At 44.5% G+C, this 25,596-nt stretch carries 27 protein-coding genes and 2 other annotated features; of the genes, 6 read left to right on the forward strand and 21 right to left on the reverse strand.

The window, feature by feature from the left end; genetic code table 11:
- Positions 1 to 32: 32 nt before the first annotated feature.
- The 8 genes from DHBDCA_RS09630 to infC all read right to left on the reverse strand — a co-directional run bounded on the left by DHBDCA_RS09630 (position 33) and on the right by infC (position 6,936).
- Positions 33 to 302 (reverse strand): ACT domain-containing protein, encoded by a 270-nt coding sequence (locus DHBDCA_RS09630; protein ID WP_015044022.1) that lies wholly within the window; start codon positions 300 to 302, stop codon positions 33 to 35.
- A gap of 166 nt (positions 303 to 468) precedes the next feature.
- Positions 469 to 738 (reverse strand): cell division protein ZapA, encoded by a 270-nt coding sequence (locus DHBDCA_RS09635; protein ID WP_015044023.1) that lies wholly within the window; start codon positions 736 to 738, stop codon positions 469 to 471.
- A 41-nt stretch (positions 739 to 779) separates the two neighbouring features.
- Positions 780 to 3,191: a phenylalanine--tRNA ligase subunit beta gene (pheT, locus tag DHBDCA_RS09640; RefSeq protein WP_015044024.1), complete on the reverse strand. Its 2,412-nt coding sequence runs from the start codon at positions 3,189 to 3,191 to the stop codon at positions 780 to 782.
- Positions 3,192 to 3,263: 72 nt separating this feature from the next.
- A complete protein-coding gene (pheS, locus tag DHBDCA_RS09645; protein ID WP_015044025.1) occupies positions 3,264 to 4,286 on the reverse strand; it encodes a phenylalanine--tRNA ligase subunit alpha in 1,023 nt (340 codons plus the stop codon).
- 461 nt (positions 4,287 to 4,747) lie between these two features.
- Positions 4,748 to 5,572: a TrmH family RNA methyltransferase gene (locus DHBDCA_RS09650; protein WP_015044026.1), complete on the reverse strand. Its 825-nt coding sequence runs from the start codon at positions 5,570 to 5,572 to the stop codon at positions 4,748 to 4,750.
- A 204-nt stretch (positions 5,573 to 5,776) separates the two neighbouring features.
- A complete protein-coding gene (gene rplT, locus DHBDCA_RS09655; protein ID WP_015044027.1) occupies positions 5,777 to 6,163 on the reverse strand; it encodes a 50S ribosomal protein L20 in 387 nt (128 codons plus the stop codon).
- A gap of 28 nt (positions 6,164 to 6,191) precedes the next feature.
- Entirely contained in the window at positions 6,192 to 6,392 is a 201-nt protein-coding gene (gene rpmI, locus DHBDCA_RS09660) for a 50S ribosomal protein L35 (protein ID WP_015044028.1), read from the reverse strand.
- Between the two features lie 22 nt (positions 6,393 to 6,414).
- Complete coding sequence (infC, locus tag DHBDCA_RS09665; RefSeq protein ID WP_081580527.1) at positions 6,415 to 6,936, reverse strand: translation initiation factor IF-3; 522 nt, start codon at positions 6,934 to 6,936, stop codon at positions 6,415 to 6,417.
- Positions 6,937 to 6,979: 43 nt separating this feature from the next.
- Positions 6,980 to 7,109: a sequence feature (ribosomal protein L20 leader region), on the reverse strand.
- A 129-nt stretch (positions 7,110 to 7,238) separates the two neighbouring features.
- Between infC and DHBDCA_RS09670 the strand changes: the two genes are divergently transcribed.
- Entirely contained in the window at positions 7,239 to 8,615 is a 1,377-nt protein-coding gene (locus tag DHBDCA_RS09670; RefSeq protein WP_242824890.1) for an ISNCY family transposase, read from the forward strand.
- A 6-nt stretch (positions 8,616 to 8,621) separates the two neighbouring features.
- Here the strand turns inward: DHBDCA_RS09670 and DHBDCA_RS09675 are convergent, their stop codons facing one another.
- From DHBDCA_RS09675 to DHBDCA_RS09695, 5 genes are all read right to left on the reverse strand, one after another.
- Complete coding sequence (locus DHBDCA_RS09675) at positions 8,622 to 9,680, reverse strand: BMP family lipoprotein (protein ID WP_015044031.1); 1,059 nt, start codon at positions 9,678 to 9,680, stop codon at positions 8,622 to 8,624.
- Positions 9,681 to 9,684: 4 nt separating this feature from the next.
- Positions 9,685 to 10,587 (reverse strand): 3'-5' exoribonuclease YhaM family protein, encoded by a 903-nt coding sequence (locus tag DHBDCA_RS09680; RefSeq protein WP_015044032.1) that lies wholly within the window; start codon positions 10,585 to 10,587, stop codon positions 9,685 to 9,687.
- 100 nt (positions 10,588 to 10,687) lie between these two features.
- Positions 10,688 to 12,613 (reverse strand): threonine--tRNA ligase, encoded by a 1,926-nt coding sequence (thrS, locus tag DHBDCA_RS09685; protein WP_015044033.1) that lies wholly within the window; start codon positions 12,611 to 12,613, stop codon positions 10,688 to 10,690.
- An 81-nt stretch (positions 12,614 to 12,694) separates the two neighbouring features.
- Positions 12,695 to 12,937, reverse strand: a binding site (T-box leader).
- Between the two features lie 51 nt (positions 12,938 to 12,988).
- Entirely contained in the window at positions 12,989 to 13,822 is an 834-nt protein-coding gene (locus DHBDCA_RS09690) for a putative sporulation protein YtxC (RefSeq protein WP_015044035.1), read from the reverse strand.
- 121 nt (positions 13,823 to 13,943) lie between these two features.
- On the reverse strand, positions 13,944 to 14,585 hold the full coding sequence (locus DHBDCA_RS09695; RefSeq protein WP_015044036.1) for a hypothetical protein: 642 nt from the start codon (positions 14,583 to 14,585) through the stop codon (positions 13,944 to 13,946).
- Between the two features lie 167 nt (positions 14,586 to 14,752).
- Between DHBDCA_RS09695 and DHBDCA_RS09700 the strand changes: the two genes are divergently transcribed.
- Positions 14,753 to 15,838: a YkvI family membrane protein gene (locus tag DHBDCA_RS09700; RefSeq protein WP_015044037.1), complete on the forward strand. Its 1,086-nt coding sequence runs from the start codon at positions 14,753 to 14,755 to the stop codon at positions 15,836 to 15,838.
- Positions 15,839 to 15,953: 115 nt separating this feature from the next.
- The gene (locus DHBDCA_RS09705; RefSeq protein WP_015044038.1) at positions 15,954 to 16,283 is read left to right on the forward strand and encodes an ArsR/SmtB family transcription factor; all 330 of its coding nucleotides are present in this window, start codon (positions 15,954 to 15,956) and stop codon (positions 16,281 to 16,283) included.
- Between the two features lie 8 nt (positions 16,284 to 16,291).
- On the opposite strand, the gene DHBDCA_RS09710 is transcribed toward DHBDCA_RS09705, so the two are convergent.
- Positions 16,292 to 16,924 carry a cyclase family protein gene (locus tag DHBDCA_RS09710; protein ID WP_015044039.1) on the reverse strand — a complete coding sequence of 211 codons (633 nt, stop codon included), beginning with the start codon at positions 16,922 to 16,924 and terminating at the stop codon, positions 16,292 to 16,294.
- Positions 16,911 to 18,056, reverse strand: a complete 1,146-nt coding sequence (locus DHBDCA_RS09715) for a GGDEF domain-containing protein (protein ID WP_242824891.1) — start codon at positions 18,054 to 18,056, stop codon at positions 16,911 to 16,913. The genes DHBDCA_RS09710 and DHBDCA_RS09715 overlap by 14 nt, the downstream gene beginning before the upstream one ends.
- Before the next feature lie 316 nt (positions 18,057 to 18,372).
- Between DHBDCA_RS09715 and DHBDCA_RS09720 the strand changes: the two genes are divergently transcribed.
- Complete coding sequence (locus DHBDCA_RS09720) at positions 18,373 to 18,573, forward strand: hypothetical protein (protein ID WP_015044041.1); 201 nt, start codon at positions 18,373 to 18,375, stop codon at positions 18,571 to 18,573.
- On the forward strand, positions 18,567 to 18,728 hold the full coding sequence (locus tag DHBDCA_RS15465; protein ID WP_015044042.1) for a hypothetical protein: 162 nt from the start codon (positions 18,567 to 18,569) through the stop codon (positions 18,726 to 18,728). Before DHBDCA_RS09720 ends, DHBDCA_RS15465 begins: the two co-directional genes overlap by 7 nt.
- A gap of 552 nt (positions 18,729 to 19,280) precedes the next feature.
- On the opposite strand, the gene speE is transcribed toward DHBDCA_RS15465, so the two are convergent.
- Complete coding sequence (speE, locus tag DHBDCA_RS09725; protein WP_015044043.1) at positions 19,281 to 20,135, reverse strand: polyamine aminopropyltransferase; 855 nt, start codon at positions 20,133 to 20,135, stop codon at positions 19,281 to 19,283.
- A 3-nt stretch (positions 20,136 to 20,138) separates the two neighbouring features.
- Positions 20,139 to 21,590, reverse strand: a complete 1,452-nt coding sequence (locus tag DHBDCA_RS09730) for an aminotransferase class I/II-fold pyridoxal phosphate-dependent enzyme (RefSeq protein WP_015044044.1) — start codon at positions 21,588 to 21,590, stop codon at positions 20,139 to 20,141.
- A 214-nt stretch (positions 21,591 to 21,804) separates the two neighbouring features.
- On the opposite strand from DHBDCA_RS09730, the gene DHBDCA_RS09735 reads away from it, so the two are divergent.
- Complete coding sequence (locus tag DHBDCA_RS09735; protein ID WP_021315745.1) at positions 21,805 to 22,260, forward strand: GNAT family N-acetyltransferase; 456 nt, start codon at positions 21,805 to 21,807, stop codon at positions 22,258 to 22,260.
- 182 nt (positions 22,261 to 22,442) lie between these two features.
- On the opposite strand, the gene DHBDCA_RS09740 is transcribed toward DHBDCA_RS09735, so the two are convergent.
- Genes DHBDCA_RS09740 through nifB form a run of 4 tightly spaced genes read right to left on the reverse strand, consistent with a single transcriptional unit; the run spans position 22,443 to position 25,591 of the window.
- Positions 22,443 to 23,594 carry a 2-isopropylmalate synthase gene (locus DHBDCA_RS09740; RefSeq protein ID WP_015044046.1) on the reverse strand — a complete coding sequence of 384 codons (1,152 nt, stop codon included), beginning with the start codon at positions 23,592 to 23,594 and terminating at the stop codon, positions 22,443 to 22,445.
- Complete coding sequence (locus tag DHBDCA_RS09745) at positions 23,581 to 24,039, reverse strand: Fe-only nitrogenase accessory AnfO family protein (protein WP_015044047.1); 459 nt, start codon at positions 24,037 to 24,039, stop codon at positions 23,581 to 23,583. The genes DHBDCA_RS09740 and DHBDCA_RS09745 overlap by 14 nt, the downstream gene beginning before the upstream one ends.
- Before the next feature lie 17 nt (positions 24,040 to 24,056).
- Entirely contained in the window at positions 24,057 to 24,686 is a 630-nt protein-coding gene (locus DHBDCA_RS09750) for a Fe-only nitrogenase accessory AnfO family protein (RefSeq protein WP_015044048.1), read from the reverse strand.
- A gap of 20 nt (positions 24,687 to 24,706) precedes the next feature.
- Entirely contained in the window at positions 24,707 to 25,591 is an 885-nt protein-coding gene (gene nifB / locus DHBDCA_RS09755) for a nitrogenase cofactor biosynthesis protein NifB (RefSeq protein WP_081580528.1), read from the reverse strand.
- Between the last annotated feature and the right edge of the window lie 5 nt (positions 25,592 to 25,596).

Raw genomic sequence — 25,596 nt, forward strand, 5'->3', positions numbered from 1 at the left:
CTGGCAACTTGTCAACCCTTGTTAACTATAAGTTAAATATTGTGCATGTAGTCAAAGATCTCTTCTCTTTGAATCTTCACCGACAATCCGATCTCTTTACCCAAGGCATCGAGCTCTTCCTTCAGAACACTGAAATCGCATTTTATGTTGGAAAGGTTGACCAGCATCATCATGGTAAAATAATCCTGCATAATGGTCTGACTGATATCCTCTACATTCACATTTCTCTCCATCAGAATCTTGGTAACGCCATAGATGATCCCGACTTTATCTTTTCCTATTACAGTGACAATTCCTTTCATTGTAACACCTCCGTTTGTTTCATTTTATTCTATCATTTCCTGATAAACAAAAGCAAAAATAGCGCAGTCCTTCTCAAATATTAGGCGCCTGCGAAAAATAATAAAGAAATGGCCGAATAATAAGCGGGATCGACCATTTCTTAATCACCGTCAGATGTAAAAAAAATTATTCGCCGCCGCTTTCTCCTAACATGTTAAGAAGCGTCATCTGTTCTTCTTTTATTTTTGCCAATTCATCTGCAAAATTGAGTGCTGCCAGGATAGCTACCTGATGTGCTGGTATCCTCGGGAATTTCAACGCAATTTCTTCCATTCTTTTATCGACATCATGGGCGAGTTTCTTGATATATTCCTCAGATCCCTTGCCGCGAATAACATGAAGTTCTCCGAAAATCAGAACCGATACTTTTTGTTCTTCCGGATTCACAGTCTTCACCCGCTCTCCTGTCTAGTACCTTGTTAACTGCATTATTATTGTTATTTTCGCCATTTTGCCCCAAATTCCTGCTGTATTCCCGAAAGGATGTCGGAATTAAAAGCGTTCACTTCTTCATCTTTCAAGGTTCGTTCTGCAGACTGGTAACGCATCGTAAAGGCAAGGCTCTTGTGTCCCGCCGGAACGGGCTGTCCCTGATACACGTCGAACAGCTCTACTTCTTTCAGGAATTCCCCGCCGAGTGCCATGACCTTTTTCTTAATATCTTCTGCTGATACCTCTTCAGGGACCACAACGGCCAGGTCACGCTGAATTGCCGGATAACGCGGATACGATTTGGCAACAACCGTGAGATTGGCATTCCTGGACAGCACTCCAAAATCGAGCTCAAACAGCACCGGACACTGCAGGTCCCATTTCTGGTCGAGCTGCGGATAGATTTCCCCGAGAATACCAAGGTACTCCCCTTTGCTGTAAATGCTTGCGGACCTCCCGGGATGAAGCAGGCTGCAGTACTTGCCTTCCTCAATTCTCCGATATTCAAATTCCATTCCGCATTCTTCCGCAATTTGTGTCAGTATCCCTTTAACATAAAAGAAATCAAATTTCACCTGCGAATTCAGCCAGTGGCGTTTGCTTTCCCCCTGCGCCAAGCCGGCAATCCGGGAAACCTCATCGGGCAGCTTCTTTAACGGCAGCTCTTTTGGCAAATAGACATTGCCGATTTCAAACAGCAGCAGATCCGTGTTGCGTCTGGCGGTATTTCTGGACGCAATCTCCAATAGCCCAGGCAGAAGTGACGTCCTCATCGTTCCTAATTCTTCCCTTAATGGATTTAAGAGTGGGATATTCCGGCCTTCTGACCCCCATTGATCATCCATTTCTTTATTGCTGAAAGAGTAGGAAATAACCTCGTTCATCCCGGCTTTGATCAGGATTTTACGCAGTTTGCGCCGGAAAACCTGTTCAGGTGTCCTGCACCCTTGCGTTTGGCTGCCCTGCGGCAGGGTGGTAGGAATCTTATCATAGCCTATGATGCGGGCAATCTCTTCAATCAAGTCAACTTCAATTTTAAGGTCCTGCCTGTAAGAAGGAATTTCAACACTGTACCGGCAGTCTGGCAATTTAAGATATTCAAAATCAAGAGCTTCAAACACCTTTTCAATTTCCTGATCCGTATATTCCACACCCAGTACCTGATTGACCGTGGAAACCGCTATTTCGATCCGAACCTTGGGCGGAAGCGCACAGACTTTTTCCGTAAAGGACATCGGTACACCTGCCTCGAGTTCCAGCAGCAATTCTGCCACTCTGCCCAGGGTTGGGACTGTCCAGTAAGGATTAACGCCTTTTTCAAAACGGCTGGAAGACTCCGAACGGAGTCCCAGCTTTCTGCTGGTACGCCGGACACTCGAACCGAGGAAATGTGCTGATTCAAACAGGATCCTGCAGGTCTTGCCGGTCACTTCGCTTTCCAGACCGCCCATGACACCGGCAATGGCCTGCGGCCCGTTATCGTCGGCAATAACCAGCATATCGGGTTCCAATCTTCTTTCGATGCCGTCCAGGCTGACCATGGTTTCACCTTGTCTGGCTTTGCGGACTCTGACCGTACCCTGAAGTTTATCCCGGTCGAACGCATGAAGCGGCTGTCCCATTTCCAGCATGCAGTAGTTGGTAATATCGACAATATTATTGATCGGACGGACTCCGGCAGCCCGGAGCCGATTCTGCATCCAAAGCGGCGAGGGTTGAATGACGACATCATCCACCAGCAGGGCCGAATAACGCCAGGAAAGTTCCGGATCTTCAATTTCAACCTTCTGCCTGACATCTTCCGGCCAGGAAGGCATTTCCTCCCGGGCCCATTCCGGCAAAACAGGCTTTTTCCCGAGCAACGTCCCGGCTTCTCTCGCAACATTGACCATCGCCAGACAATCCGGCCGGTTAGGGTAAAGTTCCAGTTCCAGGACGCTGTCCTGCAAACCGAGATATGTTTCCAGGCTCTCACCGACAGGCGCGTCAGGAGACAGGATCAGGATCCCGCCTTTACTGCGTTCCTGACCGACAGCTTCGATTTCGAGTTCCTTGTCGGAACAAAGCATCCCATACGATTTTACGCCTCTCATATCGACCGGCTGAATCTCTTTACCCCCTGGAAGCACCGCTCCCGGAACGGCTACCGGTACTTTATCCCCGACAAGGACATTCGAGGCACCCGTAACAATGGTCAGTACTTCCCTGCCGGTATTCAAACGGCATACTTGCAGTTTTTGGGCATCGGGATGGGGCTGGATATCCAGAATTTCACCAATATAGACTTCTGCAAAGCCTTTATTCAAGCATTCTACCCCTTCAACTTCAATCCCGCCCCCGGTCAGGACTTCTGCCAGTTCTTCAGGACTGAGACGAAGCTCGAGGTATTGTTTTAGCCATTCCATACTTACTCTCATCAGAGTATCCTCCATACATTAACATGTTATAGGATCAATCAAAACAATCTATCTGTAATCACTCGATCTATTTTAGAACTGCTCCAGGAAGCGGATATCATTATCAAAAAGCAGCCGCATATCTTCAATGCCGTATTTCAGCATTGCAATCCGTTCTACGCCCATGCCGAAAGCAAAGCCTGTTACTTCCTTAGGATCATAGCCTCCCATCTCCAGCACATGCGGATGAACCATTCCGGCCCCCAAGATTTCAATCCAGCCGGTCCCTTTGCACAGCCTGCAACCTGCACCACCACAAAGCATGCAGGATACATCAACTTCAGCACTGGGCTCCGTAAATGGGAAGAAGCTCGGCCTCAAGCGGATTTCGCGGGATTCGCCAAACATTTGTCTGGAGAAATACAGAAGCAGTCCTTTGAGATCGGACATTCTGACTCCCTTATCGACCAGCAGCCCCTCTACCTGATGGAACATCGGCGAGTGGGTTGCATCATCATCGTTGCGGAAGACTTTACCTGGCGCAATGATCTTGACCGGAAGCTGGGGTCTTTGTTTTTCCATGGTTCTGATCTGGACCGGCGAGGTCTGCGTCCGAAGCAGAATATCCTCGGTGATAAAAAACGTATCCTGCATATCCCTGGCCGGATGGTCTTTCGGCAGGTTCAGCGCTTCAAAGTTATAGTAATCCGTTTCTATTTCTGGTCCCTCAGCAATGGTAAAACCCATGCCCATAAAAATATCTTCAATTTCCTCAATCACTTTGCTTAAAGGATGCTGGTGTCCTTGAGGTAAAGAATACCCCGGCAGACTGATATCGATCCGTTCTTCCCTTAGTCTGCTTTCCAAAGCATTCTTTTCAAATTCCCTCCATTTTTTGTCCCAGGCATCTTCAAGCTGCGTGCGCAGTTCGTTAACGATCTGCCCCATTTTGGGACGCTCTTCCGCGCTGAGCTGACCCATCTGCTTTAGCAAGGATGTGAGGGATCCCTTTTTGCCCATCACGCGGACTTTTAGCTCCTGAAGCTCTTCCGACGAAGTCAGCTTGGTCAGTTGCCCCAGTGTATCTTCTTTAATTTTTTGAATTTCTTCTCGCATCGCGGTCACCCTTTCAGCAATTAATTATGTAAAAAAACAATAAACCCTCGTCCGACTAGGGACGAGAGTTCGTATTCCCGTGGTACCACCCTTTTTTGACCATGCGTCAAATCACAGTTCACACTTAATAAGCTGGTAACGGCTGCCAACCGATATAACTCCCGGAATGAACTTCAACCTCAAGACTCCCATGTTGAGGTAGCTGCCTGCCTGGCCGACTTTCAGTCTGAGTCGGTCCTCCCTTTAGAGGCCTGCCTGCCTTTTGTTCCGTTCATTGTCACTTCTCAATTTGTCGTTGTTCTTGTACAAAAGATATATTTGGGGAGAACCGGTTGCCTCGAAGGCTTTCCAAAAATAATCAGGCGCTGACATTTTGAGCCCACCTTTCCTCGGCTTTGGTCCGGAAAGCAAAGTAACTGTTTTCTTTGCCTGATCAGAATTATATCATTTTCAATCATGGTTTACAAGAATTGTCCCTGTCTTCGCATTTCATAAAGGAATATTCCGGCAGCCATTGACGCATTCAACGATTCAACATTGTTAAACATTGGAATGGAATAGTGCTTAGCGGCCTTTTCCATAAAAAAAGCTGACGGCCCTGTTGCTTCATTTCCCATAATTAATGCCAAAGGATAGTCTTCACGAATGTTCGTCTTAAATATGGAAGTTCCACCCATGGTGGATACGACCATGGAACATTCTTTTTGTCTGCAAAAAATTGCTATTTCTTCAGGCGTTTTATCCGCCAAAATCACCTCAGAAAAAACGGAGCCCATACTGCTGCGCAGAACTTTGGGATTATAAAGATCCACCGTTTTTTTTGTCAAAATGATTTGCTTGACATCTGCAGCCAGGGCAGTTCTTAAAATCGTGCCCAAATTACCCGGATCCTGGATTCCGTCAACGACAAGAAGAATGGTATCCTTCCGAACCTTGATATCCTGCCAGTCAAATTCGTTTTTCCGGATTATTCCGAGGATACCCTGAGGGGCTTCTGTAGCGCTCATTTTGCGCATCACCGCTTCAGACACCTCTTCAGCTTCTATTCCCAGCGCTCGTATCTCCGTCACCAGTCCGGAAATATTTAAGGAGTACTGCGGATCTGATGGTTCCGCCGCTGCGTCCTGGGCCGTATAATAAACCTTCTTAAGCTGCGCTTGCCTAAGAATAGCTTCCTGTACAAAACGTTTGCCTTCTACAAGGAATTCCCTATATTCTTTACGGCCTTTTTTATCATGCAGGGATACCACATGCTTGACCTGTTCATTTTGCAAAGAAACGATCATGATAATCCTCCCGGATTGCTCAAATAATTTCATTCAAGCCTGAGTCTGATTACCCCATATTAGGTCGCAGACCAGACCCCAATAATTATATTTGTTAAAGATCAATATACTAGGCGCATCCTATGCCGTCGTCCTTGCTGCACATAGAGCAAGAGTCCGGTCCTGAAAAGACCGAACTCCAAGTTCATCATAGATATTCTTGACTTAAGCATTCGCCTGAGCTTTTGCATTGGTGTTGTCGAGTTTGCTTTGGGCAACTTCTACAAGCTTCGTAAAAGCTGCAGCATCATTAACTGCCAAATCGGCCAGCATTTTGCGGTTGATATTGACATTGGCCAGCTTCAGACCGTACATCAGCCGGTTATACGTAATGTTATTCATTCGGGCAGCTGCATTAATCCTGGTGATCCACAGTTTCCGAAAATCGCGTCTTCTCTGTTTGCGGTGAACATAAGCATACGCCATCGATTTAACGACTTGCTGTTTGGCCATTCTGAAAAGTTTGCTCTTACGTCCTCTATATCCTCTGGCTAATTTTAATATTTTTTTATGGCGTTCATGTGCTCTGACGCCTCTTTTTACACGGGCCATTTTTAAAGACCTCCTTTAAGTGATATTCTTATTTAACATAAGCGATCAGGCGAGCAATACGTTTCGCATCGGTACTATGCATAACCGCCGCTTTACGAAGATTCCGTTTACGCTTTGGTGACTTCTTCTCCAAGATATGGCTTTTATATGCATGATAACAAACAATTTTGCCGGTAGCAGTTTTCTTAAAACGTTTGGCAGCTCCACGATGTGTTTTCATTTTAGGCATTTATGATAACCCCCTTTTCATTTTAATCGTGTTTGTGTGCGGAAGGAGCTAAAATCATAACCATATTGCGACCTTCGACTTTGGGTTCACGCTCGACAAGAGCTTCTTCACTAAGAAATTCAGCCATTCGTAAACACAATACTTTACCATGGTCTGGGTGTGTTATCTCCCGTCCTCTAAACATGATGGTAACTTTTACTTTATCGCCATCGCCTAAAAAGCGCTGGGCATTGCGCGCTTTGGTCATAAAATCATGGTCTTCAATATTCGGGCGGAGCTTGACTTCTTTAATTTCAACAACCTTCTGCTTCTTACGGGCTTCTTTATCACGCTTCGCCTGTTCATATTTATATTTCCCATAATCCATCACCTTACAAACCGGTGGTTTGGCAGCAGGAGCAATCTCCACTAAATCAAGCGCTTTTTCAGCAGCGACGCTCAAGGCATCTTTAATAGGAATGATCCCGAGTTGTTCTCCTTCTTCACCTACTAATCGAACTTCCCGAGCCCGGATTTCTTCATTAATCCGTAAATCTTTGTTAATAGCGAATCACCTCCAATTTTTTGCTTACAACGAGCCAAAGAGTATAAAAAAATAAAGACGGTATTCCACCCGTCTTCATCATACAAAATGAGCATAACCATACTGGAAAACTCACTAGGACCTCATCGGCATTATGTCATGAGGTGAGAAGCGGATGGCTTCTACTTGGCATAAGTATTATACATAGTTTAGCGTTCAATGTCAATCATCTAATATGTGATTTGTTGTTGATCTGCGATAATGTCATAGTATAATTCTTCAAGGAAAATGTCATCCCCTCACAAAACAGATATAATGGGAGAATGAAATTAGAAATGAGCAAGCAAGAAGCAAGAAAAGTAACCATTATCGAAGAATTATTGGCAGGCCATTTATTAAACAAACAAGCAGCAGGGCTTCTAAATCTCAGCGTCAGACAAGTACAGCGGTTGAAAGTGGAGGCCACCGCCAATGGGGTCATGAGCATTCTGCATAAAAACAGAGGACGTAAGCCTGCTAATGCCTTAGATCCAAAGTTAGCCTTGAACATCATTGAGATTTACGAAAAGGAATTGATCAACTATAACTTTTGCCATGCTACCGATGTTCTCGCTGAAGACAAGGGGATATTTGTCTCTGTCAGCACTGTTTCAAGACATCTAAAAGCCAGTGGTATTCGATCCCCAAAGGCCAAACGAAGACCGAAGAAACATCGGTCAAGAAATGCCCGTAAACGTGAAGGAGAACTCGTTCAGATGGATGCTTCCAGTTATGATTGGCTGGGCAATGACTCCTACCTGCACCTTCATGGTGCTGTAGATGATGCCACAGGTCGTATTCTAGCTCTTCATTTCGAAAAGGAAGAAACCTTTGAAGGGTATTGTGAGTTGATGTTTCAGATGAATCAAGACGGCCATTTGCCAAGGGAAATTTACACCGATGGTAGAACAGTCTTTGCTTATGACAGTAAAACAAAAAAGAAACTGACACTAGATGAAGAACTAACTGGTAAAGTCGAGCGTCAACCCCACTTCGCAAGAGCTCTCAGAGAAACCAAAATTCTACTTATCATTGCCAAGTCTGCACAAGCTAAAGGGGGGATTGAAAGGCTCTGGGAAACTTTGCAGGATCGTTTGCCTAAAGATATGAAGCGTAAAGGCATTAATTCAATTGAACAGGCTAATGAATTCCTGAGGCAATATATTCCCTATTACAACCGCAAATTCTCCGTCCAGGCTGCCAGCATGGAAAAGGCCTATTTGCCCAAACAGGATTTGGCTGCATTTCAGTTAACCTTTGCTATACATGAAACAAGAAAGCTTGATTCAGGCCTTTCCTTTTCTTATAGAGGTCAGAAATACCGGTTGCCAATTTCTAAGGATAATAAAGAAATCCCTGCATCCCCTCATGACACGATTACTGTAGCAACCAGTAAACATATCGGAATGCAGGTTCTTTTCAAGGGCCTTGTGATTAAACCAGAACCGCTTAATACTCAGCCTAAGGAAAGTATAATACATATCTCTCAGCCGGACAACTCTACTAATTGCCTACCTTCTGAGACTTTAATTAAACCTAAAAACAAAACTAATTCCCCTTGGTTTGGCTATACCGAAATTTTCTATTCCAAGAAACTTAGGGATGACATTTCTGCTGCACAGTTATCACCCTATCAGGGTGACATTATCGCAGACTATTGACATCATCTAATATGTGATTTTAAATGTTTCATTTTCATTGGCCGGAACCGTGATCTTTCCGTCAATCATTTTTTGTTTATATTCATTTATTTTGGTATAGGTTTCTTCCGAAACCATAGATTCAGTTGTCTCTGCCAAACCAACGGCACCCTCTGCTAAGCCATACGATACATTTTTACCGGACGCCAAGGTGTTTTCTTCAATTTGTTTGATGATGCTGTAAGCGACCTCGCCGTTTTCTTTGATGACTGAAGTAAGGACAGTCTTAGGTGCCAGACTATTTTGATCGATGTCAGCACCTATGGCATACTTGCCTTTTTCCTGCATGACTTCAATCATTGCTTTTCCTGCCAGACCTGCGCTATGAAAAATAACATCGGCATCAGAATTGACCATGGCTTCCGCCATTTCTTGGACCCTGACCTTATTGGTGAAAGTGGCGGCATTTCCTTTCAAAAGCTCACAGTTGGGATTGACGAACCGTACTCCGCTCTTGAAACCATAAAAGTAAGGCTGTGCTGCTTCTTTATTGTCCCCTGAGATAAAACCAACGACATTTGTTTCCGTCATTTTGGCCGCCAGATACCCTGCCAGAAAAGCAGCTTCCTCTACTCTATAAGACACGGCCAGAATATTATCAGGTATGGTTCCCTCGATGGTGCTGTCCAGACAGACATAGGTAATTTTAGGGTTTTTTTCTGCCGCTTCCAGAGCTGCCGGAACGGCAGCAGAACCTATGGTAAATATGACCTGACAGTTCTGGGATTTAAGCTCGGCAAGTCCTGACGGATAGTCTTTATCATTTTTGACCTTAGCATAGCCGATCCCGGCGTTTAGTTCCTGTTGTGCCTTTTGCAGTCCTTCCCAGGCTTTTTCAGAATAAATATCCTCGATTCCATCCTGGCCGGTAATCAGTCCGACCTTGATCGCGTAGTTTCCCGAGTCATCCGAAGGTACGTCCTGACCGCCTCCGCCCAGAATCCCGCAGCCAGTCAGCAACAGTAAGGCTATAACAAGCAAACAAAGCATTTTTCCCCATATTTTCACTGCATTCCTTTTTAACATTTTTTCACCTCTTGTATAGCCTTCTGTTATTCAGTGTCCAAAGTTTATCGGAAAAATTCCCAGGCTCGGTTTCATTCAGGGCTTTTTGCATATCAAACATCCTGGCGTCAATGATATCCAGATAATGAAGGATTTCTGCCTCTGGAAACATCGGTCTCTTGGGACTGCCATATTCCGGCTCATAATGGTGCGAAAGCAGCATATGCTGAAGAAGGAGACTGGTCTCCTCATCGAGACCCGCCTTGCCTGCAGCCTTTTCAATTTTCTTGATTCCTTGAACAATATGGCCTAGCAGCTGCCCCTCAACTGTATATTCCGTAGCGATCCCCAGGGCATTGGCATCAATTTCATCAAGCTTGGCAACATCGTGCAGCATGATCCCGGCATAAAGAAGATCTTTATCCAGGAAAGTATAGACATCCGCTAGTTTTTCTCCAGCTTTAAGCATCGTCAGCGTATGATACAGCAGTCCCGACCTTAAGGCATGATGATTCTGCACAGCAGCCGGATGAATAAGCAGTTTCTCTCCGGCTTCTGTCAGGAGAAGCTGGACTGTTTCTCTTAGTTTGACATTCTCCATCCCGGCGAGGTATTGCAGAAGCTCAGCGTACATTGCTTCTGGACTATACGGTGCGACAGGTATAAACGCTTGAATGTCAACTTGATCGTCCTCAACAACTGCACGGATTTTATCGATCTTAACTTGTTTCTTGCCTTGCCATTCCGCCATACTGCCTTTGATCTTTACAAGCATATTGCTTTGATACAGTGCTTCATCTTCCTGCTTGCAGTCCCACATCCTTGCGGTTATTTCCCCGCCGGCGTCACCTAAGACGATATCAAGATACCGGTTTCCGCCAGCCGTAGTCTTCGTTTCAACCCTGCGAATCAGGAAAAATGCGACCAAAGACTCTCCTGACTTCAACTCATTCCAATTCTTTTTCTCAGTCAAGTTTAACCCACCACTCTCCGGAATTTGTATTGTTTTCCGCTGGTCAATCCAGTGTTCAAGCCTGATTGCCTGCAGGAATTTTTTTGGTGTTTATTTCGTCCAGAATCAAGGAAATAAAATCTTCCAATTCCATGACGTTGGTCTTCTGTTCTCCATAACGGCGGACGGATACCGTACCCTCTTCGGCTTCTTTATCGCCGACGACCAAAGCAAAAGGTATTTTATCGGTCTGTACTTCCCTGATCTTATAGTTGATTTTCTCCCGGCGTTCATCAAGCGCGGCGCGGATATCCCGGTCCATAAGCAGTCCCTTAACTTTTTCAGCATAGGCGCTGTGCTTGTCACTGATCGGCAGAATGCGCACCTGCTCAGGCGAAAGCCAAACAGGGAAAGCACCGGCGTACTGCTCGGTCAGAAGTGCAATAAAACGCTCAATGCTGCCGTAAACGACCCTGTGAATCATGACAGGACGGTGTTTATCCCCGTCTTCCCCAATGTAGGTTAGGTCGAACCGTTCCGGCATCTGGAAATCCAACTGGATGGTTCCGCACTGCCAAGTTCTGTCGAGACAATCCTTCAGGTGAAAATCAATTTTCGGTCCGTAGAAGGCTCCATCACCAGGATTAATTTTGTAATCCATCCCTTTGGCTTCCAACGCTTCCTTCAGCGCATTTGTCGCCATTTCCCAATCCTGATCTGAACCCATGGAATCCTCCGGCCGGGTGGAAAGCTCAACATGGTACGCAAAACCAAATATCTTATAAAAATAATCAACTAAATTAATGACACCAATGATCTCATCTTTGATCTGGGACGGCAGCATAAAAATATGGGCATCATCCTGCGTAAAGTTTCTTACTCTCAACAAACCATGAAGAGCACCCGATAGTTCATGCCTGTGCACAAGACCTAGTTCTCCGCAGCGGATCGGCAAGTCCCGGTAGCTGCGCAGTTTAGTTTTGTACATAATCATGCCACCCGGACAGTTCATCGGTTTAACGGCATAGTCCTCATTGTCTATTTTCGTAAAATACATGTTTTCCTTATAATGATCCCAGTGCCCGGACTGCTGCCAGAGAGCTGTATTCAAGATGATAGGCGTTCTGATCTCGACATAGCCTCTCTTCTGGTGCTCTCTGCGCCAGAAATCTTCCAGCGTATTCCTTAAGACCATACCCTTCGGATGAAAGAACGGGAAGCCGGGACCTTCATCGTGCAGACTGAAAAGGTCAAGCTCCATCCCAAGCTTCCGGTGGTCACGCCTTTTGGCTTCTTCAAGCTTAAATAAATAATCATCAAGATCAGAGGTCTTGGCAAAAGCTAAACCGTAGATTCTCTGAAGCATTTTGTTTTTCTCACTGCCGCGCCAGTATGCACCAGCCAGGCTCTGCAATTTGAAGGCCTTCAATACCTTTGTTCCGGGAACATGCGGTCCGGCACAGAGGTCTGTAAAATCCCCCTGCGTGTACATCGATATTCCGACGTCTTCAGGAAGGTCGTTGATGAGTTCTACTTTATATTTTTCCCCTTTATTTTGGAAATAGTCAATCGCTTCTTCGCGCGCAACCTCACGGCGTTCAAACTTATAATCATTCTTCGCCAGTTTGCGCATCTCCTCTTCAATCTTGCCTAAATCCTCGGGGGTGAACGTGTATTCAGAGTCAAAGTCATAGTAAAAACCATTCGCAATCGCGGGACCGATACCCAGAATGGTTCCCGGGAAAAGATTCTTCACAGCCTGAGCCAAAAGGTGAGAAGCAGAATGGCGCATTACTTCCAGTCCCTCTTCATTATCAAGCGTAAGTATTTCTACGTTAGCGTGATCTTCTATCGGAAACGAGAGGTCTTTGACCTCCCCGTCCACCTTGCCTGCAACCGCGACCCTGGCCAGACCCTGAGAAATAGAAGCAGCCAATTCCAGAACAGTTGAACCCTGTTCCACTTGACGAACCGAACCATCCTTTAAGGTTACATTTAACATGATCCTATCACTCCTTGTTTTTATTCATGATTCATCCATTCAAACTTCTTTGGTATTAATACTAAAAAGCTCCCGTCCTTCCTATGGGACGAGAGCGATAGAAACCCGTGGTTCCACCCAAATTCAAAAATATGACCGCCTACTATACCGGCAGCTAATTTTCCTTGGCATCCTTAACGCGGATAAACGTCCAGCCTACGCAAATCATGTTCGGCGAGGAACTCGGAGGCGGTCTTTTCCCAAATATCGCAAAAATGCTCACAGCCCAGGGCATTTCTCTCTAAATGCGAACGATTAGGATACTGTCCTCTTCATCGTGCCTTCATTATTCCTTATATATAGTCTTAGATTATACCACTTAAAGTATGTTGTCAATCAGTTCTCTTTACACAGGCTGCATCCCCGGCAATAGGTCATCTTATCACCAAAAACTTCCTGAACGATCCGGGCGATTCCGGACTGTTTTTCTGCTGCAACATGAACAATCAGGCGATTCGGAGAGCGTTTCAGCAAAACACTGATGGGGTGATCTTCGCTTTCAGCACTGGAATTTATCAGAACGGAATGGTTGTCATCGTAAAATGCCACTTCATCTTTGTGATTAATGACCATATGCATCGTATTTTTGTTATCCCGCTGGGATTCAAAAAATCTTTTCAGGAGTCGTACAAAGCTTTCATGCTCCTGCTGGAGGGCATAAACATTCACAGCACGCGCAATCTGTTTCTTTAATTCTCTCTTATATTGACCCGATCTGAAATTCATAAATCCTTCCAGATCAATTCTTTGATGGTCATTCAAAAATTCCAGAATGGACTTTACCAGGATTCTGTTTCTAAGCCGAAGAAAACCAGTCTCTGCCTGGTCATTCAGATATCCGGCAACCTTGGGATAAGCCTCGTCCATTTCGCTCCCGAACATGTTGTAGTCATTTTTTAATTTTTTTCTGATAAAACGTTCTTCCCATCCCTGAAGAACAACGCTTCCCAGCGCATGGGCAATATAGTACTGAACGATTTTGACGGTAAGCTCATTCCGGACATTTTTCCCCTTCAAATTGGCATAAATGAAGCTGACCAGATAGTTTGGCTCACGGCAGACTTCAGATATTTCAATCGGCAGCCCGTCTTTATGGTACAAATCGTGCACTGCTTGAGAAAGCTCTTCTTTATAATCAGAAGTTCCAACTTCTAAATAATAATCATTCAAAAGAAAAATCCCCCCCTGGAAATATATGCATCATCCTTCCTAATATTTCCGGTAAGGAATTTTCTTATTCTTATCTATTCTTATATATTCTTATATTGGTTAGAATTACATTGTTTCTTGTCTAATTGATATTTTTTCTGCCGCTTAAATAAACGATAAGGCCAATCAGCAGCAAACTAACTGCCATGATCCCGAATTGTACATATCTGGTTAAGTACAGGAATTCTGTCACATTCTTAACATCGATATCCCCTGCCAGAACAGCATATGTCTTTCCGGCATCCTTCACTTCCTGGTAACTCGATACGAATGTCCCCAGTGAAGTCGTGTGATATTCTCCCTGGACAACTTTGCCCTTCAGCGTGTTCTCTACTGCCGACGAGGCGTTGTTCTCCAATTGTCCCAAAGACAAATGTGCCGGGTCATCCTCGACCCTCGCATCAACAACGTAAAACCAGGCCTTATTCTGCTCATCCTTGTACAACATGTAAATATTTTCGAGCTGGTGCTCTGTCTTTAACTGCATCAGCTTCGCCCGAAGTTCTCCGTAATAAGCATTCTGCTGATTCTGCGTTTGAATAAGCTCCTGCAGCCTTTCGTTATCAAAATCAGCCACGGCCAGAGTAAGCGTGTTGCTGACCCGTTGGCCTGCCAAATCTAGTGCGAGCTGTTTGGCTCGGAAATTTCCTATCCCCGTGACAATAATCAGGCAAAAAACAGCAATGATGATGACAGCATATATTTTTTTCTTTTCCGGTGACATTTTTACCCCCCATAAGCATTCAAACTAATTCCTTTGTGCCTATATTATTCTACACCATTATTACCTATTCTGCATGCGTTGAAGTTCATTTCCAGAGATATTTAACATAATAATCTTTAAGGATATTGTTCCTAGAACCCTATGTTCAGAGGGAAAGCAGGTGAAGTATGAAAAATACAAAACAGTTTTCCACAGTTTCAATTGCAGCCGCCTTCATCGGAACAATTGTCGGAGCAGGGTTTGCGACCGGACAGGAGGTTCTCCAATTCTTTACTGTATTTGGAACAAAAGGTTTTGCCGGTATCGCCGTGTGCACTGTCTTATTTTGTTATTTTGGGATTCTCATCATGCGGATATCCAGAGAACAAAATGCCGATTCGCACCTGGAACTGGTCAGATTCACATTTGGGAAGCCTCTTGGGATTTTAATGGATTGGTTTATTACCTTAAGCTTCTTGGGTGTCCTGATCGTCATGGCTGCGGGATCCGGAGCTGTCGTTGAAGAGCAGCTTGGCTTTTCCCCGCTTCTGGGCAGTATTACCGTTATTCTGCTTGCGTTTCTCACCGTCATTTCCGGGGTCAGAAACGTCATACGCGCCATTGGTTTGGTTGTACCTTTTCTGCTTCTTGCCGTCTTCAGTGTTGCTATAATCTCGATTGTCCTCGATCCAATCACGCCATCCAAAATTGCACTGCTTGGATCGTTAGAATCTCCGACAGCAACCCATTGGTCCACGGCAGCTATACTCTATGTTTCTTATAATATTGTACTTTCTGTAGCTATCCTGTCCCCTTTAGGTGTGGAAGGCCGGAGTGAAAAGAGTCTTGTTTGGGGTGGCCTGCTGGGTGGTCTAGGCCTGGGTGCCGGGATTCTGGCAATTAATCTGGCAATTATCTGCGGGTCTCCGGAAATTCTTCCTTTTCAGGTTCCCATGGTATTTCTCGCTACCAGACTGAATCCACTGGTAGGGTATGCTTACGGGCTAATTTTGCTTCTGGAAATCTATACAACTGCCGTAAGTATTCTCTACGGCTTTACAGCCAGGATTGCTTACGATAACAAGCAAAGGATTCTTGGTGCTACCCTTGCTTCCATCGGTGCAATTATCGCTGCCCAGTACGGTTTTTCCGCGGCAGTCTCTGCCATATATCCTTTGATCGGATTTGCTGGGCTGATCTTCCTCGGAGGGCTGCTGTTTACGCAGTTCAGGGATAGCTTCAACAGTATATTCAAACCTGGAAGATTCAAATGACTTTTGCCTCAAAGGTATTGACAGTCCCTACAACACTTAGTATTATAAATATGTACATATGCATATATGCGCATATGTACATCACTCATTTATTTTGCTTTAGGAGGCGGCCAAAATGTCGGTATTTCACGCCCCTGTCCCGGAACAGCCCCAGAAACACATTCCAGGTATAGAATTATCGATGGAACTGGCAGACTTCTATAAGGTATTTGCGGATTTCTCCAGAATACGTATCCTTTTTGCATTATTGGATCATGAGCTCTATGTAAATGAACTGGCAGAAATTTTAGGTATGAGCCAGTCGGCCGTCTCCCACCAATTGAGGATTCTCCGGCAATACAAATTGGTCAAGGTACGCCGGGCCGGTAAGACAAGTATTTATTCTTTGAGTGACGATCATGTTTATCGGATACTGACCCAGGGGCTCGAACATCTTTCTCCCTGATTGATTGTTTATGGATTCATTCCTTCAATTAAAACCGCTCTTACGGGACTGCCGTCGCAGTCTCTTATTTTTAGAGGCAGTGCAACAAGAAAGTAATCTCCCTCATTAACTTCCGATAAGTCTAGTCCTTCTAATACTGCACTGTTTCCGGAAAGCAGAATGGTATGACTTGAATAAGCGCTGCTCGTAGAATCATCAATGGACAAGTAATCGATCCCAACCAATTGTACTTTTTTGGCTGCAAGGTATTCAGCGGCTTCGGAAGAAAGATATGTATACTCCGGCTGAAACGCATTGTCCTTTAAAAGGCCTGAGTTCCGGGTTTTGAATAAGATCCTTTCCCCTTCTCGGATTCCTTTGGGGATCAGATGGTCAGGCAGGATACTCCCCGCAGCCGCCACTTCAATTACCCTGGCCGCTCCGATAAGCAACTCCAGAGGAATCCTGTCAACAGATCCTCCTCCTGTTAGGCAATGAGACGGCGCATCAAGATGGGTTCCACAATGGGAGCCCATCGAAAGCATCGAAAGACGATATCCATCCTTGTCTAGGGAATACACCGGTTCTGATTGAAACGGCGGATCCCCGGGATAAGAAACCATTCCCGGAAAAAGCGGGATCGTTATATCATGGATCACCATAACAAACTCCCATATCTTCAACTAATTCGTTTCCTACGACAATCCTGTTCCGGCCTGTGTTTTTAGCCTCATAAAGTGCATCATCCGCTCTTTTGAATATATTATCAACACCGAGGTCCAGTTCTTTCTTTTCAGCAATTCCGATGCTGACAGAAACCTGGATCTTTTCTGTATTTTCCATTTCTATGACGACATCAAGGACTTTCTGCTGGATTCTCTCGGCTACAGCTTGGGCCATTATAAGGTCGGATTCTACTGGAATTACCGCGAATTCCTCTCCCCCGATCCGGGCCAGGATATCCATATCGCGCAAAACCAGCTTAAAAGCTTTGACGACCTCTTTTAGCACCCGATCACCGACCAGATGTCCATACTGATCATTCACACTTTTAAATTTATCAATATCAATCAAAAGCATCGTAAAATTCCGCTTATATCTCTCCGAGCGCGAAAATTCTTCCTGCGCTTTTTGCATAAAAGCAAGCCTGTTGTCAATGCCCGTCAGGAAGTCTGTGGTTGCCTGGTGCAGCAATTCCTTCTCCAACTTTTTCCTGACCGTAATGTCCAGAACAATCATGATTAGATGAATAACATTATCTTCGCTGTCACGAACTGTGGATAAATTGATTTCCGCCCATAAAGACTGTCCGTCTTTGCATCGGAATTGTTTCTCACATTTCTTCCACGCGTCTTTGCCTTCCCATACTTCCCTGCAATGTATGATGCTCTCCTGCCGGTCCTCAGGCACAATCGAATCAAAAAAGGTTAACCTTATTAACTCTTCCTGTGAGAAACCAGTCATCCGGCACAGGGTCGCATTTACGTAATGATAATGCCCATCCTGGTTCAGCAAGGCAATTCCTGCGGCTGCATTATTTATTACCCCACGGTACAACGCTTCACTTTGCTTCAAGGCATTTTCTATCATTCGTTTTTTATGAATCTCCTTATGCATCCCCACATTTAAAGTAAAGGAGAATATAAACAAAATAATAATGATTGGCAGCCAAAAAAACAGCTTATCATTATCCCCAATAAACAAATAGACAATAACAAAAGCTCCGATTATACAGGCATTATACAAAAAAAGTTTTCGTCTCCAATTATCCTTATACCGATTGATCTCGTCCATAATTCCTTTTTATCCCATTTTTTATTTTTTGTGGAAATATTTTAATTGATTAATTCTTGAAAAAAATTTTATATCCTTTATTTTTTTTTGATCGTTTCTGGAATATTTTAGATAAAATTTGTCGTGATTGTGTTAAAAATACGAAGTATTTAATAACTGATCTGGCTCGATTCTTCGAACCATTCGGGCCAATAGGACTAATAGGCTATTTATCCGGGACTTTGGCCTTTTCTCCTAGGACCTTTATACTATTTCCATTTACATCATAACTTAAATGCTTATTAATTAAAACCAGAAAATTATCAAAGGATGGTTCTTGTACCTTACTTTTCCAGCCGATATAATTGATCTATCATTGATCATTCAGGCCATGGCCAATGAGATGACCCATGTCCAGGATTATCAGATCAAACTTTATGAATATGGCTGGAGCCCAAGCCCTTTACGGTGGTTATTCTGGCTTGTCGGAAGTTCATTGGTCTTTTCAGCCGCCTGCGGGGAGAAAAATCAATGCTGAATGCCGGGATCTGGACAGAACAAAAAGCCGTGACCGACTATCAGAAAATCATCAATTCAGCGAAATGGGAGCCCGAAACACTCGCTGTAATCCAAAAGAATTTAAGCGATGAGTATCACCATATCGAAACTTTACAGAAGCATTTAAATGCCTAGCAGACCGATTTCTATATCCCGTTGAGAACAATGATAGCTTTGCTCGGGCTAGTCTCCGTAATGGATGGCCGCTTTCGGCTCTTGTGCCCTCCCTGGCACAAACAGCCGCGCTCCGCAATCCATGCTCCGCTTGGCGCTGGCCATCCATTACGAAGACCTAATCTGGAGTTTATGAAAGTTTTTTTGAAGTTAACCTTGTTTTGGAATCGCTGTCTAGTAAAAGTTCTTAAAGTTACTACACAAATAACGAGCTGTATTCTGACATGCAGACCTGCTTGAATAACCCTCTGATCAGTCTGCGTATCACAGTTCCGCGACGAGCGGAGCCTGGATGGCGAAGCGCGGCTCTTTCTTCGGATTGTGCCATCCATGGCACGCGGATATTGTGGCACGCAGACAGGCCCAAAAATATTTTAGTTAGTCTTTAGTCCACAGAATTACCCAAACACAGTGTCAGAATTAAATCGCCCTGAAGTCTCTTGAGCTCCAGGGCGATTATTTATGCAATATGTCATTACTGAAAAGTGTGCACGTACTGATATCACTCTGCTTTTACTCCGCGGTATCTGTCAAGAGGTCCTTCACATAAGTCGGAAGCGCAAAGCTTCCTTTGTGGATATCCGTATTATAATACCTTGTTTTGATCCCGAGTTGATTCCAGGTTTCTTCTTTGACATCCATTACTGGGTCATATTTTTTAGAAGCAAAACCAAATAACCAGTGGCCCGAAGGATAGGTTGGAATATGGGCCTGATATACCTTACAAATCGGGAAATATTCCTGAATGCGTTTATGGGCCCTTTGCATGGCCTGCGCATACGCATCATAGTAAGGGCTTTCATGCTGATTGACCAGAATGCCGTCTTCTTTTAAGGCTTTAAAGCAGTTGCCATAAAACTCTCTGGTAAAGAGTCCTTCCCCCGGCCCGAATGGATCGGTAGAATCAACAATCACAAGGTCATAGGTGTTCTCCTTGGAACGGACAAATCTCAGTCCGTCCTCAAAATAAAGATGCACCCTGGGGTCATCTAGCTTGCTGGCTGTCTGAGGCAGATATTCCCGGCACACGTCGACCACCATCTTGTCAATTTCCACCATATCGATGTTTTCAATCCCGTTATAACGGGTAAGCTCTCTGACAGTGCCGCCATCTCCGGCACCAATAACCATGACGTTCTTAATCCCTGGATTCGTTGCCATAGGGACATGCACAATCATATCATGATAAATAAATTCGTCTTTTTCTGTAACCATCATCAGCCCATCCAGCGTTAAGAACGTGCCGAACTCCTTGGACTTAAAGACGTCAATTCGTTGGTATTCACTCTGTCCGTTATAGAGCTGTTCATCGACTTTGATGGTAAAACGGACGTTTTGGGTATGCTGTTCCGTATACCATAATTCCATATTTCATTCCCCCACAACCCTGATATTTTCAATAAACATATCTTCCGTCCCGGTAAGAAAACTTCCTTTACTCTTGGCATAGACAATGTAATCAATGATTTCCTCAGTGATCCGCTCTCCAGGCGCGAGTATTGGAATTCCCGGGGGATAGGCCATCACAAACTCCCCGCTGATTTGTCCCGCGCTCTTTCTTATAGGCAGGGAATGCTGTTCTGAATAAAACGCGCGCTGCGGAGCCATGACGACATCAGGCGTAATGTACTCATGATCAAACATACCTGTCTTATCACGCATATAAAGCCTTTTGATCTCCGACAAAGACGAGACCAAACGCTCCAAAGCCAGCGCCCTGTCGCCGACAGAGATAATCGCCAGAATATTTCCAATATCGCCGAATTCGATCTGGATATCGTAATTGTCCCGAAGTATATCGTAGACCTCGACTCCAGCAAGCCCTATATCCCGGGTATGTACGACAAGCTTGGTCGTATCAAAATCAAAAATTGAATCTCCATTGATCAGTTCTTTCGAGAATGCATAATATCCGCCAATTTTGTTAATTTCGTCGCGTCCATAGTTGGCCAGGGAAGTTACTTTGGCAAAGATATTTTTCCCGTCAAGCGCAAGATTGCGTCTGGAAATATCCAAAGAAGACAAAAGCAGGTAAGAAGCGCTGGTCGTCTGGGTCAGATTAATAATCTGCCGGACATGTCCAATATTTAAACGGCTGCCAATTAACAAAAAAGAGCTTTGGCTTAAGCTTCCTCCAGTTTTATGCATACTGACCGCCGCCATATCTGCCCCTGCAGCCATGGCATTCAGCGGTTGGTTTTCACCGAAGTAAAAATGGGTGCCATGGGCTTCATCAACCAGTACAAACATACCTTTTTGGTGAGCAAGTTCGGTAATGGTCTTTAAGTCTGAACATATTCCATAATAGGTAGGATTATTAATAAAAATAGCCTTTGCATCGGGATGCTGCTCCATCGCTTTTTTCACTTCGCTGATCGACATTCCCAAAGGTATGCCGAGCGCATTATTGACTCCCGGATTCACATATACCGGGATGGCTCCACTGATAATCAGTGCATTAATGGCACTTTTATGAACATTGCGCGGCATAATGATCTTATCACCCTGTTTGCATACGCTCATGATCATCGCCTGAACTGCCGAGGTCGTTCCATTGACCATAAAAAAAGCATGGTAGGCATCAAAGGCATCCGCAGCAAGTTCCTCTGCCTCTTTGATGACCGAAACAGGATGTCCAAGATTATCTAAAGGTTTCATGGCATTGACATCAACAGAAAGGCACCTTTCCCCGAGAAACTCCCTGAGCTCCGGGTTGCCTCTCCCTTGTTTGTGCCCAGGCACATCAAACGGTACGATCCGCATTGCTTTATATTTTTGAAGGGCTTCATAAATAGGCGCTCTGTCCTGGGAAGCTGAATGCATAAAAATCTCCACCCTCTGCTATGATCTGTGTCTTGATAAAACTATCAACGTTACTATAGTAGACAATGCGGACATTGTCAATAAAACACTATAACCACCGCAGCGACACTCATTTAGCTTTGCTCGGGTTAGTCTCCGTAATGGATGGACGCTTTCGGCTGTTGTAAAATGTATGTTATAATAAGGAAAAGTTGAACGCTAAGGAAGTTTGATTATGCTACGAAACTACACAATCAGAAAAGCTGAAGATACCGACATCCCAGATCTCATTCGCTTACTGACAATCTTATTCTCCATAGAAAACGATTTTGAAGCCAATGCGTTAAAACAACGAGGCGGCTTGGAAATGATGCTGAATGACAGCACGAACCGCTGTATTCTTGTTGCCGCTATGAATAATAAAATCATTGGTATGGTTACATGTCAAATGCTTGTATCTACTGCCGAGGGCGGGCCGGTTGCTTTAATTGAAGACATGATTGTGGATGCGGAACATCGCGGAAAAGGGCTGGGAAAACAGCTGATTTCTTCGATCGAAGAATGGGCGGCAGAAAAAGGTGCGAGCCGGTTACAGCTGTTAGCTGACAAAAACAATACACCGTCGTTGGACTTCTATAAAAAAATCAGATGGGATTACACCCAGCTGATATGTCTGCGTAAAAAGCTTTAGCAAGCAAAAAGTTTCAGATAAAAGACGTCACAAAGTGACTAGTACCATGTAACCCCTAAATCTTATATATCCTGGCGGCGGATTTCTTTTCATACTGCGTTGTCGTCAATCGCCATACGCTCGGTATGGCTCAAACCTCCGCCTTGTCTTAAAAGAAATCTGCTCACCATTATATTACAATTTTAGGGGTTACAAGGTACTAAACTGATAAGATCATGTTCAGTTAACGATCTGTTTTTCTTATCTGCCAATTGAATAAAAGCTCCATAGATTTGTTCCAATTCTGCTTGGCGATACTCAATGCCAAGCTCTTTTAATTTATGCTTTAAGGCATTTCGGCCTGACCTCGCTGTAAGAACGATCTTTCCCGCAGGCGCTCCAATCATTTCAGGACTGAATGGTTCGTAGGTCATCTTCTCTTTAATCACCCCGTCCTGATGAATGCCCGATGCATGGCAAAACATATTTTCTCCTACAACCGCCTTATATCTGGGAATGGGTATCCCCGTGATTCTGGATACCATTTTACTTGTTTCGTATATCTCTTTGATCTGAACGCCCGTGCTTATACCCGCAGAACTTTGTTCCATAAAAAGAGCCGTAATGATTTCCTCCAGTGAAGCATTTCCAGCCCTCTCTCCAATACCATTGATCGTACCTTCTACTTGATCTGCACCTGCAATTATAGCCGTTAAAGAATTTGCAGCAGCCAGACCTAAATCATTATGGCAATGAACGCTCAATTGGACCTTTTCGATATGTTTAACCGTTTCTTTAATCTTATGGATGAGTTCTCCGCACTTCCAGGGCATACCGACCCCCACGGTATCGGAAATTGTGACGACTGTCGCCCCGGCCTCAATCACGCTTTCCATTATTCGGACCAAAAAGCCAAATTCACTGCGAAATGCATCCTCAAAGAAAAACTGCACATCATTGAAAGTCTTTCCTGCATATTTAACTGCCCAGACCGCTTTTTCTATAACCTGATCGGGTCTTAATCTCAGCTTTTTGTCCATATGAATGGGGGAAACTGCCAATCCTAAGTTTATCCGGGAATTTTTTGCATCTTGCATTGCCTCTGCACAAAAATCGATATCCTTCTGTACACATCTTGCCAGACCACAAACAATGGATCCCCGGATTTCCTGACTGATTATTTTAACTGACTTAAAATCACCCGGTGAAGAAGCCGGATAACCTGCTTCAATGATGTCAATCCCCAGCTTCGACAGCTGTCTGGCGATTTCTAATTTTTGAGAGCAGCTCATGGTCGTATCCAGCGATTGTTCTCCGTCTCTTAATGTAGTATCAAATAGGTCAATCTTCCTCACCTTTTTTTCTCCTTTCAGGTAATGTCCGCAGTTTATCTTCTAAGATTATTTTGACCTGACCGGCTCCAAATTTCCGAATATACCGGGGGTACCGGTTTTTTTTGCCGCTATGCTTTTCCCGGAATAAGACCTGGTCTAAAAAGTCATCCGGACTGCCATCGCATTCCCAGACACTGAATTTGTTTTTTTCTAAAAAATGATTGGGGATATCCGTTAAACTGGCTCCAACAAAGACTTTGCAGGAGTCTAAAAATGCTATGATCTCATCCATTTTCTTCCGTATACCGATCTGACCATGGACTTCTTGAAGCGAAAACTCCCTCTCGCGCGTTCTTTTCCACGCGATTCCGTCATGCTCGAAAACCACGATTTTTCCATTGCCATAGAATTTCGTGGTTTCTCCTTTTTTTCCAAGGAATACGGCAATTTCAGCGGGTTCGTTCATCAACTCCACCTCCTCACTCAACGACCGCGATCGATTAATATCTTTACCAGCCCTTCCCCTTCCTCGAGCACTTGCTGCTTGAGGTTATGCATTACCAATTCCTGTTCTAACCACGGTGGAAGATGATTGAAGGTTGCTTCCAGCGTTTTGAACCCACCTTTTTTTAGAAAAGGCAGAAGGGCTTGTTTTGAAGTAATCCCAAGATCCTTCTCTTGAATATCTTTAATAATCACCACATAATTCCCGGGTGATTTCTCCACGTAATTTACGGAATAGCTATTTTGCTGTTCTCCTGATTTCTCAACTTCATCTGAGGATTGTTCAATGGATAACCGGATTTCGTCCAGAAAATCAGCCGGATCTCCTGTCCGCTCCCAAACATTGCATTGGTTTTTTTCCAGAATGCTTCCCGGAAGGCCTTCCATTTTTAAGGCCACAAAATTTGAGCAATCGCCTAAGAATTCCTTTAGTTCGTCCATCTTGCAGCGAAGATCCGACATGCCCTGCACATCAGAAAGTGTGAATTCCCGCACGCGCGAGATCTTCCACTCCCCCATTTTTCTGCTGAAAAGTACCACTTTCCCTTGAACGCTCAGGGTGGCCGTGTTTCCTGATTTGTCTAAAATTACAGCGATTTCATGCGCCATTTAGACTCCCCCTCCATGGCTTATCCAACATCTTTTTGGTAACTGCATTTTTGGCGTCCTTCAATAAACTTGGCGGAGCAATCCTGACCTAACAGGCCGATGGCATCGGCCCGGCATTGTTTGCAATGAGACATTTGCTGCAGATACGCTCCGCATTGTTTTCTCATATTCATGATTTTGTGTGTATTGGTTGGCGGATGGTTTGCCATCCTGCTGCCCTCTGCGGGTATAAATGGCATAATATTGGTCGTAAAAGCACCAAGCTCTTTAACCTTCCTAACAACTTCCGGGATCCCGTGATCATTGATTCCTTCCATCATCACAATGTTCACTTTCACCAATACGCCGTTATTGACTAACTCCTTAACTCCCTGAAGCTGACGGGCAATCAGCAGTTCTGCCCCTTCTTCTCCGGTATAAATACGACTGTGGTCATTTACACGCCGATAAATTTTTGCCCCTATCTTGGGATCCAGACTGTTGATCGTTACCGTAACATGCTGAAGGTTTAGTTCTGCCAACTCTCCAACCAGCTCGGGCAAAAGGAGCCCGTTCGTGGAAAGACAGAACGTGGTGTCCGGGTCTTCCTGGCGGATCAGTTCAAGCGTCTTTTTTGTTTTTTGCCAATTCGCCAACGCATCGCCTGGTCCGGCAATTCCAACCACCGTCAAGTTGCCTAGTTGTTTCTTAACCATCTGAAATCTTTCCAAGGCCTTTTCCGGTGTTAAAACTTCGCTGGTCACTCCAGGCCGGCTTTCGTTGACACAGTCAAACTTTCTGCTGCAGTAATTGCAGCTGATATTACACATAGGAGCAACAGGCAGATGAATTCGAGCGTATTGATGCTGGGCTTCTGATGAGTAGCAAGGATGTTTACTTATTCTCTCTGTAAGGTTTCTGTTCATTACAC

Source organism: Dehalobacter sp. DCA (genome assembly GCF_000305775.1).
Taxonomy (GTDB): domain Bacteria; phylum Bacillota; class Desulfitobacteriia; order Desulfitobacteriales; family Syntrophobotulaceae; genus Dehalobacter; species Dehalobacter alkaniphilus.

What these genes read in the sequence shown, in the direction of transcription:
- DHBDCA_RS09630 (WP_015044022.1), bottom strand. Translation starts at nt 302, where the DNA reads ATGAAAGGAATTGTCACTGTAATAGGAAAAGATAAAGTCGGGATCATC.
- pheT (WP_015044024.1), bottom strand. Translation starts at nt 3,191, where the DNA reads ATGAGAGTAAGTATGGAATGGCTAAAACAATACCTCGAGCTTCGTCTC.
- pheS (WP_015044025.1), bottom strand. Translation starts at nt 4,286, where the DNA reads ATGCGAGAAGAAATTCAAAAAATTAAAGAAGATACACTGGGGCAACTG.
- DHBDCA_RS09650 (WP_015044026.1), bottom strand. Translation starts at nt 5,572, where the DNA reads ATGATCGTTTCTTTGCAAAATGAACAGGTCAAGCATGTGGTATCCCTG.
- rplT (WP_015044027.1), bottom strand. Translation starts at nt 6,163, where the DNA reads ATGGCCCGTGTAAAAAGAGGCGTCAGAGCACATGAACGCCATAAAAAA.
- rpmI (WP_015044028.1), bottom strand. Translation starts at nt 6,392, where the DNA reads ATGCCTAAAATGAAAACACATCGTGGAGCTGCCAAACGTTTTAAGAAA.
- DHBDCA_RS09670 (WP_242824890.1), top strand. Translation starts at nt 7,239, where the DNA reads ATGAAATTAGAAATGAGCAAGCAAGAAGCAAGAAAAGTAACCATTATC.
- DHBDCA_RS09675 (WP_015044031.1), bottom strand. Translation starts at nt 9,680, where the DNA reads ATGTTAAAAAGGAATGCAGTGAAAATATGGGGAAAAATGCTTTGTTTG.
- thrS (WP_015044033.1), bottom strand. Translation starts at nt 12,613, where the DNA reads ATGTTAAATGTAACCTTAAAGGATGGTTCGGTTCGTCAAGTGGAACAG.
- DHBDCA_RS09695 (WP_015044036.1), bottom strand. Translation starts at nt 14,585, where the DNA reads ATGTCACCGGAAAAGAAAAAAATATATGCTGTCATCATCATTGCTGTT.
- DHBDCA_RS09700 (WP_015044037.1), top strand. Translation starts at nt 14,753, where the DNA reads ATGAAAAATACAAAACAGTTTTCCACAGTTTCAATTGCAGCCGCCTTC.
- DHBDCA_RS09705 (WP_015044038.1), top strand. Translation starts at nt 15,954, where the DNA reads ATGTCGGTATTTCACGCCCCTGTCCCGGAACAGCCCCAGAAACACATT.
- DHBDCA_RS09710 (WP_015044039.1), bottom strand. Translation starts at nt 16,924, where the DNA reads ATGGTGATCCATGATATAACGATCCCGCTTTTTCCGGGAATGGTTTCT.
- DHBDCA_RS09715 (WP_242824891.1), bottom strand. Translation starts at nt 18,056, where the DNA reads ATGGACGAGATCAATCGGTATAAGGATAATTGGAGACGAAAACTTTTT.
- DHBDCA_RS15465 (WP_015044042.1), top strand. Translation starts at nt 18,567, where the DNA reads ATGCTGAATGCCGGGATCTGGACAGAACAAAAAGCCGTGACCGACTAT.
- speE (WP_015044043.1), bottom strand. Translation starts at nt 20,135, where the DNA reads ATGGAATTATGGTATACGGAACAGCATACCCAAAACGTCCGTTTTACC.
- DHBDCA_RS09730 (WP_015044044.1), bottom strand. Translation starts at nt 21,590, where the DNA reads ATGCATTCAGCTTCCCAGGACAGAGCGCCTATTTATGAAGCCCTTCAA.
- DHBDCA_RS09735 (WP_021315745.1), top strand. Translation starts at nt 21,805, where the DNA reads ATGCTACGAAACTACACAATCAGAAAAGCTGAAGATACCGACATCCCA.
- DHBDCA_RS09745 (WP_015044047.1), bottom strand. Translation starts at nt 24,039, where the DNA reads ATGAACGAACCCGCTGAAATTGCCGTATTCCTTGGAAAAAAAGGAGAA.
- DHBDCA_RS09750 (WP_015044048.1), bottom strand. Translation starts at nt 24,686, where the DNA reads ATGGCGCATGAAATCGCTGTAATTTTAGACAAATCAGGAAACACGGCC.
- nifB (WP_081580528.1), bottom strand. Translation starts at nt 25,591, where the DNA reads ATGAACAGAAACCTTACAGAGAGAATAAGTAAACATCCTTGCTACTCA.